The sequence below is a fragment of the Leisingera sp. S132 genome (assembly GCF_025144465.1).
In the GTDB taxonomy this organism is placed as follows: Bacteria; Pseudomonadota; Alphaproteobacteria; order Rhodobacterales; family Rhodobacteraceae; genus Leisingera.
This window is the reverse complement of record NZ_CP083553.1, coordinates 3699569-3713945: the sequence shown is the minus strand read 5'-3', so window position 1 is coordinate 3713945 and position 14377 is coordinate 3699569. Positions and strand designations below refer to the sequence as shown.

15 protein-coding genes are annotated in these 14377 nt (G+C 64.2%); 6 read left to right on the top strand and 9 right to left on the bottom strand.

The genetic code is table 11. The features are described 5' to 3' along the window. Positions 1 to 60 precede the first annotated feature (60 nt). The 4 genes from K3725_RS18315 to K3725_RS18300 all read left to right on the top strand — a co-directional run bounded on the left by K3725_RS18315 (position 61) and on the right by K3725_RS18300 (position 4347). Positions 61 to 726, top strand: coding sequence for a glutathione S-transferase family protein (locus K3725_RS18315; RefSeq protein WP_260016673.1), 666 nt, complete (start codon positions 61 to 63; stop codon positions 724 to 726). 69 nt (positions 727 to 795) lie between these two features. Next, positions 796 to 1839 (top strand): tRNA epoxyqueuosine(34) reductase QueG, encoded by a 1044-nt coding sequence (queG, locus tag K3725_RS18310; protein WP_260016672.1) that lies wholly within the window; start codon positions 796 to 798, stop codon positions 1837 to 1839. 72 nt (positions 1840 to 1911) lie between these two features. Then, positions 1912 to 3918 carry a hydantoinase/oxoprolinase family protein gene (locus K3725_RS18305; protein ID WP_260016671.1) on the top strand — a complete coding sequence of 669 codons (2007 nt, stop codon included), beginning with the start codon at positions 1912 to 1914 and terminating at the stop codon, positions 3916 to 3918. Positions 3919 to 4176: 258 nt separating this feature from the next. After that, complete coding sequence (locus tag K3725_RS18300; RefSeq protein WP_260016670.1) at positions 4177 to 4347, top strand: DUF1508 domain-containing protein; 171 nt, start codon at positions 4177 to 4179, stop codon at positions 4345 to 4347. A 33-nt stretch (positions 4348 to 4380) separates the two neighbouring features. Here K3725_RS18300 and msrA read toward each other — a convergent pair whose 3' ends face one another. The 8 genes from msrA to ade all read right to left on the bottom strand — a co-directional run bounded on the left by msrA (position 4381) and on the right by ade (position 11582). Beyond that, entirely contained in the window at positions 4381 to 4896 is a 516-nt protein-coding gene (gene msrA / locus K3725_RS18295) for a peptide-methionine (S)-S-oxide reductase MsrA (protein WP_039184988.1), read from the bottom strand. Then, positions 4893 to 5342, bottom strand: coding sequence for a peptide-methionine (R)-S-oxide reductase MsrB (gene msrB / locus K3725_RS18290; protein WP_260016669.1), 450 nt, complete (start codon positions 5340 to 5342; stop codon positions 4893 to 4895). The genes msrA and msrB overlap by 4 nt, the downstream gene beginning before the upstream one ends. A gap of 103 nt (positions 5343 to 5445) precedes the next feature. Continuing rightward, positions 5446 to 6009, bottom strand: a complete 564-nt coding sequence (locus tag K3725_RS18285; RefSeq protein ID WP_260016668.1) for a DUF4202 domain-containing protein — start codon at positions 6007 to 6009, stop codon at positions 5446 to 5448. A 112-nt stretch (positions 6010 to 6121) separates the two neighbouring features. Further along, the gene (locus K3725_RS18280) at positions 6122 to 7027 is read right to left on the bottom strand and encodes a DMT family transporter (RefSeq protein WP_260016667.1); all 906 of its coding nucleotides are present in this window, start codon (positions 7025 to 7027) and stop codon (positions 6122 to 6124) included. A gap of 75 nt (positions 7028 to 7102) precedes the next feature. Beyond that, positions 7103 to 7726: a LysE family transporter gene (locus tag K3725_RS18275; RefSeq protein ID WP_260016666.1), complete on the bottom strand. Its 624-nt coding sequence runs from the start codon at positions 7724 to 7726 to the stop codon at positions 7103 to 7105. Between the two features lie 163 nt (positions 7727 to 7889). Next, positions 7890 to 8177 (bottom strand): HU family DNA-binding protein, encoded by a 288-nt coding sequence (locus K3725_RS18270; RefSeq protein ID WP_019297532.1) that lies wholly within the window; start codon positions 8175 to 8177, stop codon positions 7890 to 7892. A gap of 139 nt (positions 8178 to 8316) precedes the next feature. Then, on the bottom strand, positions 8317 to 9783 hold the full coding sequence (locus tag K3725_RS18265; RefSeq protein WP_260016665.1) for an AMP nucleosidase: 1467 nt from the start codon (positions 9781 to 9783) through the stop codon (positions 8317 to 8319). Further along, on the bottom strand, positions 9780 to 11582 hold the full coding sequence (gene ade / locus K3725_RS18260; protein ID WP_260016664.1) for an adenine deaminase: 1803 nt from the start codon (positions 11580 to 11582) through the stop codon (positions 9780 to 9782). The genes K3725_RS18265 and ade overlap by 4 nt, the downstream gene beginning before the upstream one ends. 143 nt (positions 11583 to 11725) lie before the next feature. Here ade and K3725_RS18255 point away from each other — a divergent pair, with 143 nt between their 5' ends. Together K3725_RS18255 and K3725_RS18250 are read left to right on the top strand one after the other, a co-directional pair. Then, entirely contained in the window at positions 11726 to 12148 is a 423-nt protein-coding gene (locus K3725_RS18255) for a VOC family protein (protein ID WP_260016663.1), read from the top strand. An 83-nt stretch (positions 12149 to 12231) separates the two neighbouring features. Then, positions 12232 to 13425: a hypothetical protein gene (locus K3725_RS18250; RefSeq protein ID WP_260016662.1), complete on the top strand. Its 1194-nt coding sequence runs from the start codon at positions 12232 to 12234 to the stop codon at positions 13423 to 13425. On the opposite strand, the gene K3725_RS18245 is transcribed toward K3725_RS18250, so the two are convergent. Next, the gene (locus tag K3725_RS18245; protein ID WP_260016661.1) at positions 13422 to 14363 is read right to left on the bottom strand and encodes a GlxA family transcriptional regulator; all 942 of its coding nucleotides are present in this window, start codon (positions 14361 to 14363) and stop codon (positions 13422 to 13424) included. The two genes, K3725_RS18250 and K3725_RS18245, sit on opposite strands and share 4 nt — an antisense overlap. Positions 14364 to 14377: the final 14 nt, after the last annotated feature.

Genomic DNA, 14377 nt, shown 5'->3' with positions numbered 1-14377 from the left:
GCCCCGCCCAAGGCATTGCTGAACCAACCGTTGCAAGTTTTCTGGAGATCCCCTGTAGCCATGGCGCGCCTGTACCACGTTCCCCTGTCCCCCTATTGCCGCAAGGTGCGGCTGTCGCTGGCAGAGAAGAAGATCGAGGTTGAACTGGTCGAGGAGCGCTATTGGGAGCAGGATCCGGATTTTCTGCGCCGCAACCCCGCCGCCAAGGTGCCGGTGATCCGGCTGGACGGGCAGATGATGGCCGAGAGCGCCGCAATCTGCGAATACCTTGAAGAAACCCGCCCAGAGCCGCCGCTGATGCCCAAGGATGCCGCGGGCCGTTATGAAGTGCGCCGCCTGGTGAGCTGGTTTGACGACAAGTTCCATCACGAGGTGACGTCAAAGCTGCTTTATGAGCGGGTCAACAAGAAGATCACCGGCGAGGGCTATCCGGACAGCCGCAACGTCAAGGCCGGCGCCAAGGCGATCAAATACCACCTGGATTACATGGCCTGGCTGCTGGACCACCGGCGCTGGCTGGCCGGGGACATGATGACGCTGGCGGATTTCGCCGCGGCGGCGCATCTGTCGTCGCTGGACTATATCTCGGATGTGGACTGGAACCGTTCGGCGGTGGTCAAGGACTGGTACGCCAAGATCAAGTCGCGGCCTGCGTTCCGGTCGATCCTGGCCGATCAGGTGCCGGGGTTCCGGCCGCCGCCGCATTACACTGATCTGGATTTCTGATATCAACGGGGTATTGGGGCGCTGCCCCCGCGGCCCGATGGGCCGCTCCCCCGGAGTATTTGGGCAAAGATGAAAGACGGGTCCGGCATCAAGGAGAAACTGGTCGCGCAGGCGCTGGCGGAAGGATTCGTCTCCTGCCGGATCTGCCGCCCGTGGGATGTGCCACAGGTGCCTGCGCGGCTGCAGGCGTTCCTGGACGCCGGCTATCACGGGCAGATGGGCTGGATGGCGGAGCGCAGCCATTGGCGCGGCGACCCGGCGCAACTGTGGCCAGAGGCGCGGTCGGTGATCATGCTGGCGGAAAGCTACACGCCGGATGAAGACCCGATGGCGGTGGTGGGGCAGGCGGACCGCGGTGCGGTGTCTGTCTATGCCCGGAACAAGGACTACCACGACCTGGTCAAGAAGCGGCTGAAGCGGCTGGCGCGCTGGCTGATCGCTGAGGCCGGTGAGGATTGCCAGGTGAAGGTGTTTGTCGATACCGCGCCGGTGCCGGAGAAGGCGCTGGGCATGGCGGCAGGATTGGGCTGGCAGGGCAAGCACAGCAACCTGGTAAGCCGGGATTGGGGTAATTGGGCCTTTTTAGGCTCTGTTTTTACGACTTTGGAGCTGCCGGCGGACAGGGCAGAGCCGGACCGTTGCGGGTCCTGCCGGGCCTGTCTGGACAGCTGCCCGACCGATGCCTTTCCGGCACCTTACCAGGTCGATGCGCGGCGCTGTATCTCCTATCTGACCATTGAGCACAAAGGCCCAGTGGACGAGGATCTGCGCGGCAAGCTGGGCAACCGGATCTATGGCTGCGACGATTGCCTGGCGGCCTGTCCCTGGAACAAATTTGCGGTGGCGGCCAGCGACATGCGCTATGCCGCGCGCGAGGAGCTGAAGGCGCCGAGGCTGGCGGAGCTTGCGGTGCTGGATGACGCTGCGTTCCGGGAAAAGTTCTCCGGCTCGCCGATCAAGCGCATCGGGCGCGACCGTTTTGTGCGCAATGTGCTCTATGCGATTGGCAATTCCGGCCTGGCGGAGCTGCGGGAGCTGGCGCAGGGGCTGGCGGAGGATCCGGATCCGGCGGTGGCGGATGCGGCGCGGTGGGCGGTTCAACGGCTTTCGTGACGCAAACAGGATGGACGGGCCGCAATTAGGCGTTACACCCGGTCCGGCGAACAGAGTGTGAAGGGGCTGGGCATGGCGTTGCTGCTGGGTGTGGACACGGGCGGAACCTATACGGATGCGGTGCTGATCCGCGACGAGAAGGAGGTGATCGCCTCTGCCAAGTCGCTGACGACGCGCCAGGATTTGGCAATCGGTGTCGGCGGCGCAATCCGGGCGGTGCTGGAGCAATCCGGGGTACAGCCGCAGGAGGTGTCGCTGGCGGCGCTGTCCACTACGCTGGCGACCAATGCGCTGGTCGAGGGTCAGGGCGGCCGGGTGGCGCTGATCTATATCGGCTTCAACGAGGCCGATCTGGACCGGCACGGTCTGCGCGACGCGCTGAAGGGTGATCCGGCGCTGGTCATCGGCGGCGGTCATACCCACGCCGGCAGCGAGGCAGCACCCCTGGACACAGAGGCGCTGGAGCTGTTCCTGCGCACTGAGGGCCAAGGGGTGACCGGCTTTGCCGTGGCCGGGGTCTTTGCCACCCGCAACCCAGCACATGAGGTCGAGGTGGCGCGGATCATTCACGAGATGACCGGCGCTCCAGCCACCTGCTCACACCAGCTGTCGGCCAAACTGAATGGGCCCAAGCGGGCGGTGACGGCGGTGCTGAACGCCCGCCTCATCGGGATGATTGACCGGCTGATCGGGCGGGCGCAGGACACGCTGCGCGATCTGGAGATCGAGGCGCCGATGATGGTGGTGCGCGGAGACGGAGCGCTGATGAGCGGCGAGCAGGCGCGGGAGCGGCCGATCGAGACAATCCTGTCCGGCCCAGCGGCGTCAATCGTCGGCGCGCGCTGGATGACCGGGGCGAATCATGCGCTGGTCAGCGACATCGGCGGCACCACGACGGATGTGGCGCTGATCAAAGACGGCAAGCCTGCGATTGATCCGGCGGGCGCCCGGGTCGGGGCGTTCCGCACCATGGTGGAGGCAGTGGCGATGCGGACCACCGGCCTGGGCGGTGACAGCCAGGTGCATCTGAACACCAGCGGGCTGTCCGGCGGGCTGACCCTGGGGCCGCGCCGGGTGGTGCCGGTTTCGCTGATTGCGACCGATGCGCCCGAAGTGGTGCATGCGGCGCTTGACGAACAGCTGCGCAACTCCGCCGTGGGCGAGTTTGACGGGCGTTTCGTGCGGGCGGTCCCTGGGGTGCCGGTGGCGGGGCTCAGCGAGCGGGAGGCCGGTCTGCTGGCGCGGATCGGGATGCAGGTGCATCCGCTGGGCCAGATTCTGCGCACCCGGATGGAGCATGGCTCATTGGGCCGGCTGGTGGACCGCGGGCTGGTGCAGGTTTCCGGCGTGACGCCCTCGGACGCCAGCCATGTGCTGGGCCGGGTTGAGGCCTGGGACCGCGAGGCGGCAGAGAAGGCGCTGACACTGTTTGCCCGCCGCAGGGTTGGCAGCGGCGACATGGTGGCGAAAGACGCTGGAACGCTGGCGCAGATGATCATTGATCAGTTGACTGAACAGACGGCTTTGACCTTGTTAGAATCTGCTTTTGCCGAGGAGGCGGAAAGTTTTGGCCTGCCAGAGGATCAGCTGGCGCGGCATGTGCTGATGCACCGCGGGCTGGCAAAGCACCGCGGGCTGCTGGCGCTGGATGCCGCGCTGAATGTGGACGTGGTGGGGTTGGGCGCCTCTGCCCCCAGCTATTACCCCGCGGTGGGAGAGCGGCTGCACTGCAACATGATCCTGCCGGAGCACGTCGGTGTGGCCAATGCCATCGGCGCTGTAGTGGGGCGCGTCACCATGCGGCGCAGCGGCACCGTGACCTCGCCTTCCGAGGGCAAGTACCGGGTGCATTTGGAGAGCGGCCCGGTGGACTACCAGGCCTCGGACGAGGCGCTGGCAGCACTGGAGGCGGCGCTGGCGGGTGAGGCTCGCGGTGCAGCAGAGGAAGCGGGCGCCGAGGATATCCATGTGCATGTGGAGCGGGATATCCGCACCGCGCAGGTGGAGTCGCGGGAGGTTTTCGTCGAAGGCACGCTGACGGTGGAAGCCAGCGGGCGGCCGCGGGTGGCCGCGGAATGAAATCCATATATCGTCTGTCTCTTGTTCGCTTTCCACAACTTGCTGTGGGTTGCCACAAGTAAAAGACTCGACTCCTGTGGGGCTGTGGATAAAATGAAAGGCGCCAAGGGGATTCCCCAAGGCGCCGAGCCGCTGCATTGCAAACGGCCGTGTCGCGAAACACGTCTTAGAATCGCATGCGATTAACGTGACGGTCAAGTGCAGAGCAGCATTTTCTGGAGACGCGGCGTTAGTCCGCGAACAAGAGGAGTTTGAAGAATGTACTTCAAACTATATCGAGATGCTGCGAACCAATGGCGTTGGTCATTGCGAGCTGCAAACCACCACACTGTAGCAGATTCCTCGGAAGGCTATTGGAACAAAGCTGATGCCATCCACGGGATTAATCTGGTGAAAGGCGCAACCTCTGCGCCGATCTACGATGAGTGAATGAACTGGTGGCACAATTGTGCCACCAGTTACTTATTCAGCGGCTTCGTTTCGCTTCGGCAGCACCCAATCGGGCCGCGCGAAATGGCAGGTGTAGCCGGTTGGCAGCCGCTGCAGGTAGTCCTGATGCTCAGGCTCGGCTTCCCAGAAGTCGCCCACGGGTTCAACCTCTGTCACCACCTTGCCGGGCCAGAGGCCGGAGGCGTTGACGTCGGCGATGGTGTCCTCGGCCACGGCCTTTTGGGTTTCGTCCGCGTAGTAGATCGCCGAGCGGTAGCTCATCCCCAGGTCATTGCCCTGGCGGTTGACCGTGGTCGGGTCGTGGATCTGGAAGAAGAACTCCAGCATCTCCCGGAAGGAGGTGACGGCGGGGTCGAAGATGATCTCGATCCCTTCGGCATGGGTGCCGTGGTTCCTGTAGGTGGCATTGGGCACGTCGCCGCCGGTGTAGCCGACGCGGGTGCTGATGACGCCGGGGCGTTTGCGGATCAGTTCCTGCATGCCCCAGAAACAGCCGCCTGCCAGAACGGCGCGTTCGGTGGTGCTCATTTCACGACCTCCACTTGGTTGATGTAGGCGCCATATCCCTCCGCCTCCATGTCGTCCAGATGCACGAACCGCAGGGAGGCGGAATTGATGCAGTAGCGCAGGCCGCCGCGGTCCATCGGCCCATCGGGGAACACATGGCCCAGGTGGCTGTCGCCATGGGTGGAGCGGACCTCTGTGCGGATCATGCCGAGGCTGCGGTCCTCCAACTCCTGGATATGCGCGGATTCGATCGGCTTGGTGAAACTGGGCCAGCCGCAGCCGGACTCGTATTTGTCGGAGGAGGCAAACAGCGGCTCTCCAGAGACGATGTCGACGTAGATGCCCGGCTCCTTGTTGTTCAGCAGCTTGCCGGTGCCCGGCCGTTCGGTGCCCGCGTTCTGGGTCACATAGAACTCTTCCTCGGAGAGGGTGGCGATAACGTCCGGGTTCTTGAAATATTTGGTCATGGTGTCCTCCCGCCTGTTCGCGTTTGGTGCAGAACATGGGGTCTGGATGCGGAAATGCAAATCCTGTTACAGGCGGCTCGCAAAGCCGTGTAGCGGGTGCCGGTCAGGCGGCGAAGGCGCCGGCCAGCTCTGCGGGCAGGGTGAATTCGCCCAGCACCCGGGCGCGGGCCTCAGCCGACATCTTGCGGGCGGTCTTTTCGACGATGCGCTGCACCTTGTCTGCGGGATGCTTGGCGGCGAAGGGTTCAAAGTACCATTTCAGGAAGACAAAGCAGATGATGTCCTCCAGAGCTTGCACCTGATCATCGCGCTTGATGCCTTCCTTGCGCAGCATCCGTGCTGCGGCGCTGACGTCTTCTGCGCCATATCCCGCGTCCTGCATCAGGGCGGTGACCACTTCGGCGTGGTGTTCTGCCTCGGCCTTGCGCCAGGCCAGATAGCCGGAGCGGCCTTCGGGGAAGGCGCTGCGTTCCAGCTTCCAGCGCTCCACATGCTGGCCGCGGGCGGCGATCTGCAATGGCTCGGCTGCGTCCGGGAACAGACGCGCCTGTTCCGCGCTCATCCGCTGGCCATAGAGCAGCGCGGCGGGCTGGCCGTCTTCCAGGTTGGGATCCTTGGCATTGGCGGCGTCGATGGCGTCCAGCACCTGGGATAGTTGCGCGCTCATGCCGCGTCCTCCTGCTTATGTCCTTGCGGATCAGGTTACGGCGGAAGTGCAAGCACTTGCAACGGGTCCGCGCCGCGGCAGCGGCGCCGGGCCCAAGGGGCAGGGACGGGCGTCAGCCCGGCTTTGCCGCGCGGGAGGGCCCGGTTTGCGGATGTGCAGGCTGGCGGGAGAGCTGCACCGCCAGAATGCCGCCGGTGACGATGGCAACGCCAAGCACATCGAGCGGCCCGAGTTTCTCGCCCAGCAGCACGCTGGCGACGGCGACGCCGAACACCGGGTTCAGAAAGTGGAAGGTGGCGGCGCGCACCGCGCCGATGCGGTTCAGGAGCAGCACCCAGATGAAGGTCGCCATCAGCCCCGGCACGATGGTGGTGTAGGTGAAAGCCGCCGCCAGCCGCCAGGTTGGATTGACGAAAATCTCTTCGCTCAGCGGTGCGGCGAAAAACAGGATGGCGGAGCCGATCAGCATCTGCAGCCCCACGACCATCATGAAGTTGCCGCCGGAGGTGGCGCCGCGCAGGGCAAGGGTGGCGGCAGTGAGGGCCAGCACGCCGATCACGCAGAGGAACACTCCCATCAGATCCACCCCGGCGCTGAGTCGGGTGCCCATGATCAGGGCGACGCCCAGGATGCCCGCGAGCAGTCCGGCATAGCCGAGGGGCCGCAGCCGCTCGCCGAACAGCATCCATCCGGCCAGCGCCACCAGCAGTGGCATGGTGGAGGCGATGATGGCAGCCAGGGAGGCCTCGATCCATTGCATGGCGACAAAGTTGAGGCCGAGGTAGAGCGCGTTCTGGCAGATGCCGAAAATAAACGTGGCGCGCCACTGGCCCGGCGTCAGCCGCCAAGTCTGGCCCAGGGCGCGGGCGATGGCGACGCCGATCAGGCCGGAGATCAGGAAACGCACAGCAAGCGAGAACAGCGGCGATGCGTCCTGCACGATGATCCGGGCCGAGGTGAAGGCCGAGGACCACATCAGGGCAAAGGCAAGCCCCATGGCAATTGCGCGTGCATCCATTGTCCCAACCCTTTCTGCTGAGGCGGACCTTCGGGGAAGCGGGCGGCGGGATCAAGCCCCGTTATTCAAGCCCTGTCAGCTGAGGCGGGCTGCAAAGATCTGCCAGCTGGCAGCGCCAAAGGCGGCGGCAAACAGGGCTTCGAACACGCGGCGCAGGCGGATGTAGACGCGGCTGGCGGCGGCGCTGGAAAACAGGAGCGCATAGCCATGGAAGACCAGCGTGCTTTGCACCGCGATGGCGGCAATCACCACCAGCAGCGCTGAGGGCGCGGTGCCGGGCGGAATGCCAATGGCGTAGAGCGAGCCGAAGAACAGGATCGCCTTGGGATTGGTCAGATGCAGTGCCAGCCCCTTGGCATAGGCGGTGCGCAGCGAGTGTGCGGAGGAGGGGCGCAGTTCCGGGGCGCCGGAGCGCAGGGCAGAGCGGGCGGAGCGGACCGCCAGATACATCAGGTAGGCGGCGCCGAAGTAGCGGACCACCTCGAACATCCAGGCATTCGCCAGCATCACCGCGCCTAGGCCAAATGCGGCAGAGACCGACCAGATCAGCGAACCGCTGCTGACGCCGGCTGCCAGTGACAGCCCGGCGGCGCGGCCGCGCTGCATGGCGGTGCCGGCGATGGTCAGGGTGGCGGGGCCGGGGCTGGCGCCGGCCAGCAAAGCGGCACCCAGGATCAGCAGCAGATTTACGTTCTCCATGGTGCAGGCTCCCTTGTGCGTTGGCCTCAGCCTGCGCCGCCGGGACCGGCTTTGCAATCAGCAACGCTGCGGCGGCGGGCGAACTGTCGGCTGTATGTGCAGTGCAAAAGAAAAGGGCCGCCCGCAGCGGGCAGCCCTCAAACCGTCCGTATCACATCCGGTATCAGCCGTTCACGCTGTCCTTCAGCGCTTTGGCGATGGTCATTTTCACCACCTTGTCGGCTTCCTTGGTGAACTTCTCACCGGTAGCCGGGTTGCGCACTTCGCGCTCGGGACGCTCGCGGCAGTAGATTTTGCCGACGCCCGGCAGGGTCACGGCACCGCCGCCCGACACTTCGCGGGTGATCAGCGAGCAGACCGCTTCCAGTGCGGAGCCTGCGACTTTCTTGTCGCTGCCCATTTCCTCTGCCAGAGCGGCAACAAGCTGGGTTTTGGTCATCGGTTTGGACATTCTTCGTCTCCTTAAACTGCCCGAACTGTGGGGCCTCATCGCGTGACATTATCGTTATGTTGTATGATAACACAACTTCTTGTGTGCTCCGCGCAGGCCAAAATGGGCATTTTTTCTAGGAAAACTGCAAAAAACCGCCTTAGAGGAAGGCTGTTTCGTCGAACGAGCGCAATTTCCGGCTGTGCAGACGCTCCAAAGGCATGCCGCGCAGGCGTTCCATAGCTCTTATGCCGATTTGCAGATGGCGCGCAACCTGGGTCTGATAAAAGTCCGACGCCATGCCCGGCAGCTTCAACTCACCATGCAGCGGCTTGTCCGAAACACAGAGCAGCGTGCCGTAGGGCACCCTGAACCGGTAGCCGTTGGCGGCGATGGTGGCGCTTTCCATGTCCAGCGCGACGGCGCGCGACTGGGACAGGCGCTGGACCGGACCGGACTGGTCGCGCAGCTCCCAGTTGCGGTTGTCGATGGTGGCGACGGTGCCGGTGCGCATGATCCGCTTGAGATCGAAGCCCTCGTACTCGGTGATCTCGGCCACCGCCTCCTCCAGCGCGACTTGGATTTCCGCAAGCGCCGGGATCGGGGTCCAGATCGGCAGGTCGTCGTCCAGCACATGATCCTCGCGCAGGTAGCCGTGGGCCAGCACGAAATCCCCCAGCGCCTGAGTGTTCCGGAGGCCCGCGCAATGGCCGACCATCAGCCACGCATGCGGGCGCAGCACCGCGATGTGGTCGGTTGCGGTCTTGGCGTTGGAGGGGCCGACACCGATGTTGACCAGGGTGATGCCGTTGCCGTCCTCGCGCTTCAGGTGGTAGGTGGGCATTTGCGGCAGCTTGCCTGCTTCGGGGATCACCTCGTCAGGGCCGGTGATCTCGTGATCGCCGGTGCTGACAAAGCTGGAGTAGCCGCTGTCCGGGTCGGCCAGCCGGGTGCGGGCATAGGCTTCGAACTCCGCCACATAGAACTGGTAGTTGGTGAACAGCACGTGGTTCTGAAAATGCTCGGCACTGGTGGCGGTGTAATGGCTGAGCCGCGCCAGCGAGTAATCGACGCGTTGGGCTGTGAACAGCGCCAGCGGGCCGGTGCCGTTGGCTGGCTGGTATGTGCCGTTGACGATGTCGTCATTGGTGGTCGACAGATCCGGAACGTCAAACACATCCCGCAGGGTGAAGCCCGCCGCACCCTCCTGCGGCACCGTCAGGTCCGGGCGTGAGGCCACTGCGAAATGCACCGGGATTGGGGTGTCCGAGACGCTGATGGTGACCGGCTGGCCGTGGTTCCGGATCAGCAGGCCAATCTGCTGGATCAGGTAATTGCGGAACAGGTCCGGCCGGGTCACCGTGGTGGCATAGGTGCCGGGCGATGAGACATGGCCGAAGCTGAGGCGGCTGTCCACCTGGGCGAAGGTCAAGGTGGAGAACCGGATCTCCGGGTAATAGGCGCGGATGCGCTGGTTGTCAGGCGCGCCGTCGGCCATCGCGCGGATGAACTCATCGCACAGGAACCCGGTGGCCTGATTATAAAGCAGCTCCAGCCGGTTCACGGCCTCGGTTGCGTCATTGAAGCTTTCGTCCGGCGGATGGCCGGGGTGTTTTGTTGTTATCATTGGGCAGGCTCGATTACCGGGATTTTCTGGAATGTGCGCACGTCGACAAGGCCCAGGTCAGAAATCCTCAGTTCCGGGATCACCACCAGCGCCAGAAGCGAGTGCTGCATGTAGGCATTGTTGAGCGCGCAGCCGCAGGCCTGCATCGCCTCCATCATCACCTGTGCCTTGGCGGCAACCTCGGTGGCGGGGCTGTCGGACATAAGGCCGGCAATCGGCAGCTCGACCAGCGCCAGCTCCTGCCCGTCTTTATAAAGTGTGATGCCGCCGCCAACCTGCGCCAGCCGATTGGCCGCCAGCGCCATCTGCACGCGGTCGGTGCCGACAACAATCATGTGGTGGCTGTCATGCGCCACGGTGGAGGCCATCGCCATTTTACCGCTGTAGCCGAAACCCGAGACAAAGGCGTTGGTGACGCCGCCGGTGGCCCGGTGGCGTTCGACCAGGGCGATCTGGCAGACCTCATTGGTGCCCTCGACCAGACCATCCACCACCGGCAACTCCGCCTGCAGCGCCTTGGTCGGGGCCTGGTTTTCGACCACGCCGATCACATTGGCAGTGACCGCATTGGCGCCTTCCGGCGCGGCCAGTTCGAAATCCTGCTCTGTCATTTCATGACCCAGATGCACAGTGCCGCGGGCGCTGGCGGGCCAGTCGTAGTGCGGGCAATCCACTTTGATAGAGCCGGATTCTGCCACGATCTGCCCTCGGGCGATCACCACCTCAATCGGTAGTTCGCGCAAATCGGAGGTCAGGATCACATCGGCGCGGCGGCCCGGAGTAATGGAGCCGATCTCCCGCTCCAGCCCGAAATGGGTAGCGGTGTTGATGGTCGCCATCTGCAATGCAATCACCGGGTCGCAGCCGCAGGCAATCGCATGGCGCACCACCCGGTTCATGTGGCCGTCGTTGACCAGCGTGCCGGAATGGCAGTCATCGGTGCAGAGGATGAAGTTGCGCGGATCCAGCCCCTTCTCGGTGACGGCGGTGATCTGGTTTTCGACATCATACCAGGCAGAACCAAGCCGCATCATCGACCGCATCCCCTGGCGCACCCGGGCGATGGCATCCGCCTCGCATGTACCCTCGTGATCGTCCGCCGGGCCGCCGGCCACGTAGGCCGCGAAATCCGGGCCAAGGTCGGGGGAGGCATAGTGGCCGCCCACGGTCTTGCCTGCGCGCTGGGTGGCGGCGATTTCGGCCAGCATCTTGGGGTCGGCATTGGCCACCCCGGGGAAGTTCATCATCTCGCCCAGACCGATGACGCCGGGCCAGCTCATCGCCTCTGCCACATCTTCGGCGGAGATTTCATAGCCGGTGGTCTCCAGTCCTGGTGCCGAGGGCGCGCAGCTGGGCATCTGAGTGAAGATGTTGACGGGCTGCATCAGCGCCTCGTCATGCATATAGCGCACCCCGTCCAGACCCAGAACATTGGCAATCTCATGCGGGTCGGTGAACATCGAGGTGGTGCCATGCGGGATCACTGCACGCGCGAATTCCGCCGGCGTCAGCATGCCGCTCTCGATATGCATGTGGGCGTCGCATAGGCCCGGGATCATGTAACGTCCGTTTGCATCGATGATCCGCGTCTCCGGCCCGGTGCAATAGGAGGCATCCGGCCCGACATAGGCGATACGCCCGGCCTTGATCGCAATATCATGGCCCGGCAGCTGTTCGCGGGTGTGGACATTGACCCAGATGCCCTGCCGGATCACCGTGTCGGCAGGCGCGCGGCCCGCGGCTACTTCGATCAATTGCGGGGCGGTGTCGGGCCAGCTCGGAAAAATGTTTTCTGACATAATCCAATTGTTCCGATTGCGGGCGGGAAGGCAAGCGGATTGCCGGCTTTGCCATCAAAGCTTCATGCGGATGGTGAAAAGGCGCCGAAGGCTGACGCATTTGGCGTTGCCTGGCGGGCGGCTTCCGGGGAAGACTGTGGAATATGGATTACGAAAAAACAGATGCCGACAGTTTCGGCCGCTCCCTGCGTGGGATCGGGATCAACCTGCTGGTGCGGGATGTGCCAGCAGAAATTGCCTTCTTAGAGACTGTTTTCGCCATGAAAGGCCATCAGGTGACACAGGATTTTGCCATTGTCACCTATGACGCTCAGGTGTTTCAGCTGCACAGTGACGGCACATATGCGGAAAATCCGCTGCTGGGGCTGCTGCCGGAAAACCCGCCGCGCGGGGCCGGGATCGAGATCCGGCTTTACGACACCGATCCGGATGCGGCCGTGGCCCGGGCGGAGGCAGCAGGGTTCACCATCCTTCAAGCGCCCAAGGACAAGCCGCATGGCCTGAGAGAGGCCTACATCCTGTGTGAAAACGGCTATGCCTGGGTGCCGAGCCGTCCCAAGGGGTAAGGGCTGGGAAATCCTCCCCTTTCCCCTTGGCGAAGGCCGGTCCATGTTGCGCTGAACTGTTAGGATGCTGCGAGGGACCGCTGATGCACGCCATTGCTGATACAACTGCCCTGGTTGAAGAGGGGGTGCTGACCCCGGATCAGGCCCGCACCATCGAGGCGCGTTCGCGCGAGGTGATGGTATCGCTGGCGGTGAACGCGATCCTGTGTTTCGGGATCATCGCCGCCACCGCCGGGTTCATCTTCTGGCTGGCGGATCCGCTCGCGGTGGCGGTCACCGGCATTCTGATGCTAGGCGGCGGGCTGGCTGTTCTGGCGCGCAGCAGCGATACGCTGCGGATGTTCGGCAACTCCGCCACGCTGATCGGCGCGGGCATGCTGATGGGCGGCGCCTCGATCGAGCTGGTCGACAAATACGAGGACATCGCCGGCTGGGTGATGCTGCCTGCCGGCGCGCTGGTGGCGCTGATCTGCAGCTGGCGCTGGCGGCACGGGGCCTGGTCCGCGGGCTTTGTGCTGGGGGCGGTCCTGCTGATGGGGCTGGCGATGCATCTGGGCGGCATCGAGCTGCTGCTGCAGCAATATGAAATCGGCTCGCCGGTTCGCAACGTGGCGCTGCTTTATTATGCCGCCGCGCTGGCTGCTGCCGGCTGGCTGGTCGATGTGCGCTTTGTCACCGCGCTGGCAATCGCGCCCTTTGCGCAGATGCTGGAGACCGGCACCAGCTATTTCCACGCGGCCTATGTGTTCTATTCGCCGGAATCGACGCTGACGATCCTGCAGATGGTGCTGCTGATCGTGCTCTGCCTCTGGGGTGCAGCCAAGCTGGCCGAGCGTGACGCTAGGCACCTGCGCATTCTGGCGATCCTGGGGTTTGTGGTCTCAAACCTTTGCGCGCTGGTTGGATCGCTCTGGGGTGATGTGGTTGGCGAAACCGTGTGGGGACCGGGCCGCTACTACGGCAGCGAGTACGACGATTGGGACAGTTTCCATGCCGCACGCGATACCTTCCGCGACAGCGCGCTGTTTATCTCCGAGCATGTATATTCCGTCCTCTGGGCAGCGGTGCTGGCGGCAGTGATCTTCTGGGCAGCGCAGCGGCACCAGCGCGGGTTGTTCAACTCGGCGCTGACCTTTGCCGCGATCCACGCCTATACCCAGATGTTCGAATCCTTTGCCGATGAGCCGCTGGCTTATGTGATTGGAGGTCTGGCGGCGATCCCGCTGGCCTGGGGATTGTGGCGGCTGAACCAATGGATGGCGGCCAAACAGGCCTAGCCGCTGCTGCGCAGGCTGCGCGGGGTGGTTCCGAACTCTGCCTTGAAGGCCCGGGTCAGCGCGCTCGGGTCGTCATAGCCGCAGCGCAGGGCAATCTCGGAAACGCTCAGAACAGTCTCCAGCACGAGCTTTCTGGCCTGTATCAGACGCAGCCGCCGGTAAACGGCCTGCGGCGTTGCACCCAGTTCCCCCTTCATCCGCGCCTCCAGATCCTTCTGGCTGCGGCCGGCTTTCCTGGCCACGGCAGCAATCGGCAGGGGCGTTTCCAGATTGGCCTGCATCACCGCAACCGCGCGGGCAACCGATTTGCTGCGCACCAGGATCGGGTCCTGTGTTTCGGTTGCCTCAGGCGCCATGAACAGTGCGGCAACCTCCAGCCGCAGCGCGGCGCCATGCTGATCGCCGATCAGCTCCATCATGGTGTCAAAGGCGGCCAGCGCGCCAGTGCATGTGATGCGGTCGCCGTCCCGGACCAGCCGTGCACGCTCGGCCTGAACCTCGGGGAATGCCTCGGTGAAACGGCCCAGCTCTTCCCAGTGGATGGTCGCCTGCCGCCCGTCCAGCAGCCCGGCCTGCGCCAGCAGCCAGGCACCGGTGTCAAAGCCTGCCAGTCTCTTGTAGCGGCGGGAGGCGGATTTCAGCGCGCGGGCGGTGGCCACGCTGGCATGGCGAAGGAAGTCATAAGACGGCATTGCAATCAGCAGATCGCCGCTGCAATCGCCGAGCTTGCCATGCGCCCGCACCTCCATGCCCGATGACGACACCGCCGGTTCGCCGTCCAGCGTCAGGAACCGCCAGGCATAAACCTGCCGCCCGGCAAAGGTGTTGGCTGCGCGCAGCGGTTCCACCGTGTTGGCCAGGCAATGGGCCGAAAAGGCATCAAACAGCAGCACATCCAATTGCTGCGCCGCAGCGGCAACTTTTGTCCAACTTCGCATGATTATTTCTAACC

What these genes read in the sequence shown, in the direction of transcription:
- K3725_RS18315 (WP_260016673.1), top strand. Translation starts at nt 61, where the DNA reads ATGGCGCGCCTGTACCACGTTCCCCTGTCCCCCTATTGCCGCAAGGTG.
- queG (WP_260016672.1), top strand. Translation starts at nt 796, where the DNA reads ATGAAAGACGGGTCCGGCATCAAGGAGAAACTGGTCGCGCAGGCGCTG.
- K3725_RS18305 (WP_260016671.1), top strand. Translation starts at nt 1,912, where the DNA reads ATGGCGTTGCTGCTGGGTGTGGACACGGGCGGAACCTATACGGATGCG.
- K3725_RS18300 (WP_260016670.1), top strand. Translation starts at nt 4,177, where the DNA reads ATGTACTTCAAACTATATCGAGATGCTGCGAACCAATGGCGTTGGTCA.
- msrA (WP_039184988.1), bottom strand. Translation starts at nt 4,896, where the DNA reads ATGAGCACCACCGAACGCGCCGTTCTGGCAGGCGGCTGTTTCTGGGGC.
- msrB (WP_260016669.1), bottom strand. Translation starts at nt 5,342, where the DNA reads ATGACCAAATATTTCAAGAACCCGGACGTTATCGCCACCCTCTCCGAG.
- K3725_RS18285 (WP_260016668.1), bottom strand. Translation starts at nt 6,009, where the DNA reads ATGAGCGCGCAACTATCCCAGGTGCTGGACGCCATCGACGCCGCCAAT.
- K3725_RS18280 (WP_260016667.1), bottom strand. Translation starts at nt 7,027, where the DNA reads ATGGATGCACGCGCAATTGCCATGGGGCTTGCCTTTGCCCTGATGTGG.
- K3725_RS18275 (WP_260016666.1), bottom strand. Translation starts at nt 7,726, where the DNA reads ATGGAGAACGTAAATCTGCTGCTGATCCTGGGTGCCGCTTTGCTGGCC.
- K3725_RS18270 (WP_019297532.1), bottom strand. Translation starts at nt 8,177, where the DNA reads ATGTCCAAACCGATGACCAAAACCCAGCTTGTTGCCGCTCTGGCAGAG.
- K3725_RS18265 (WP_260016665.1), bottom strand. Translation starts at nt 9,783, where the DNA reads ATGATAACAACAAAACACCCCGGCCATCCGCCGGACGAAAGCTTCAAT.
- ade (WP_260016664.1), bottom strand. Translation starts at nt 11,582, where the DNA reads ATGTCAGAAAACATTTTTCCGAGCTGGCCCGACACCGCCCCGCAATTG.
- K3725_RS18255 (WP_260016663.1), top strand. Translation starts at nt 11,726, where the DNA reads ATGGATTACGAAAAAACAGATGCCGACAGTTTCGGCCGCTCCCTGCGT.
- K3725_RS18250 (WP_260016662.1), top strand. Translation starts at nt 12,232, where the DNA reads ATGCACGCCATTGCTGATACAACTGCCCTGGTTGAAGAGGGGGTGCTG.
- K3725_RS18245 (WP_260016661.1), bottom strand. Translation starts at nt 14,363, where the DNA reads ATGCGAAGTTGGACAAAAGTTGCCGCTGCGGCGCAGCAATTGGATGTG.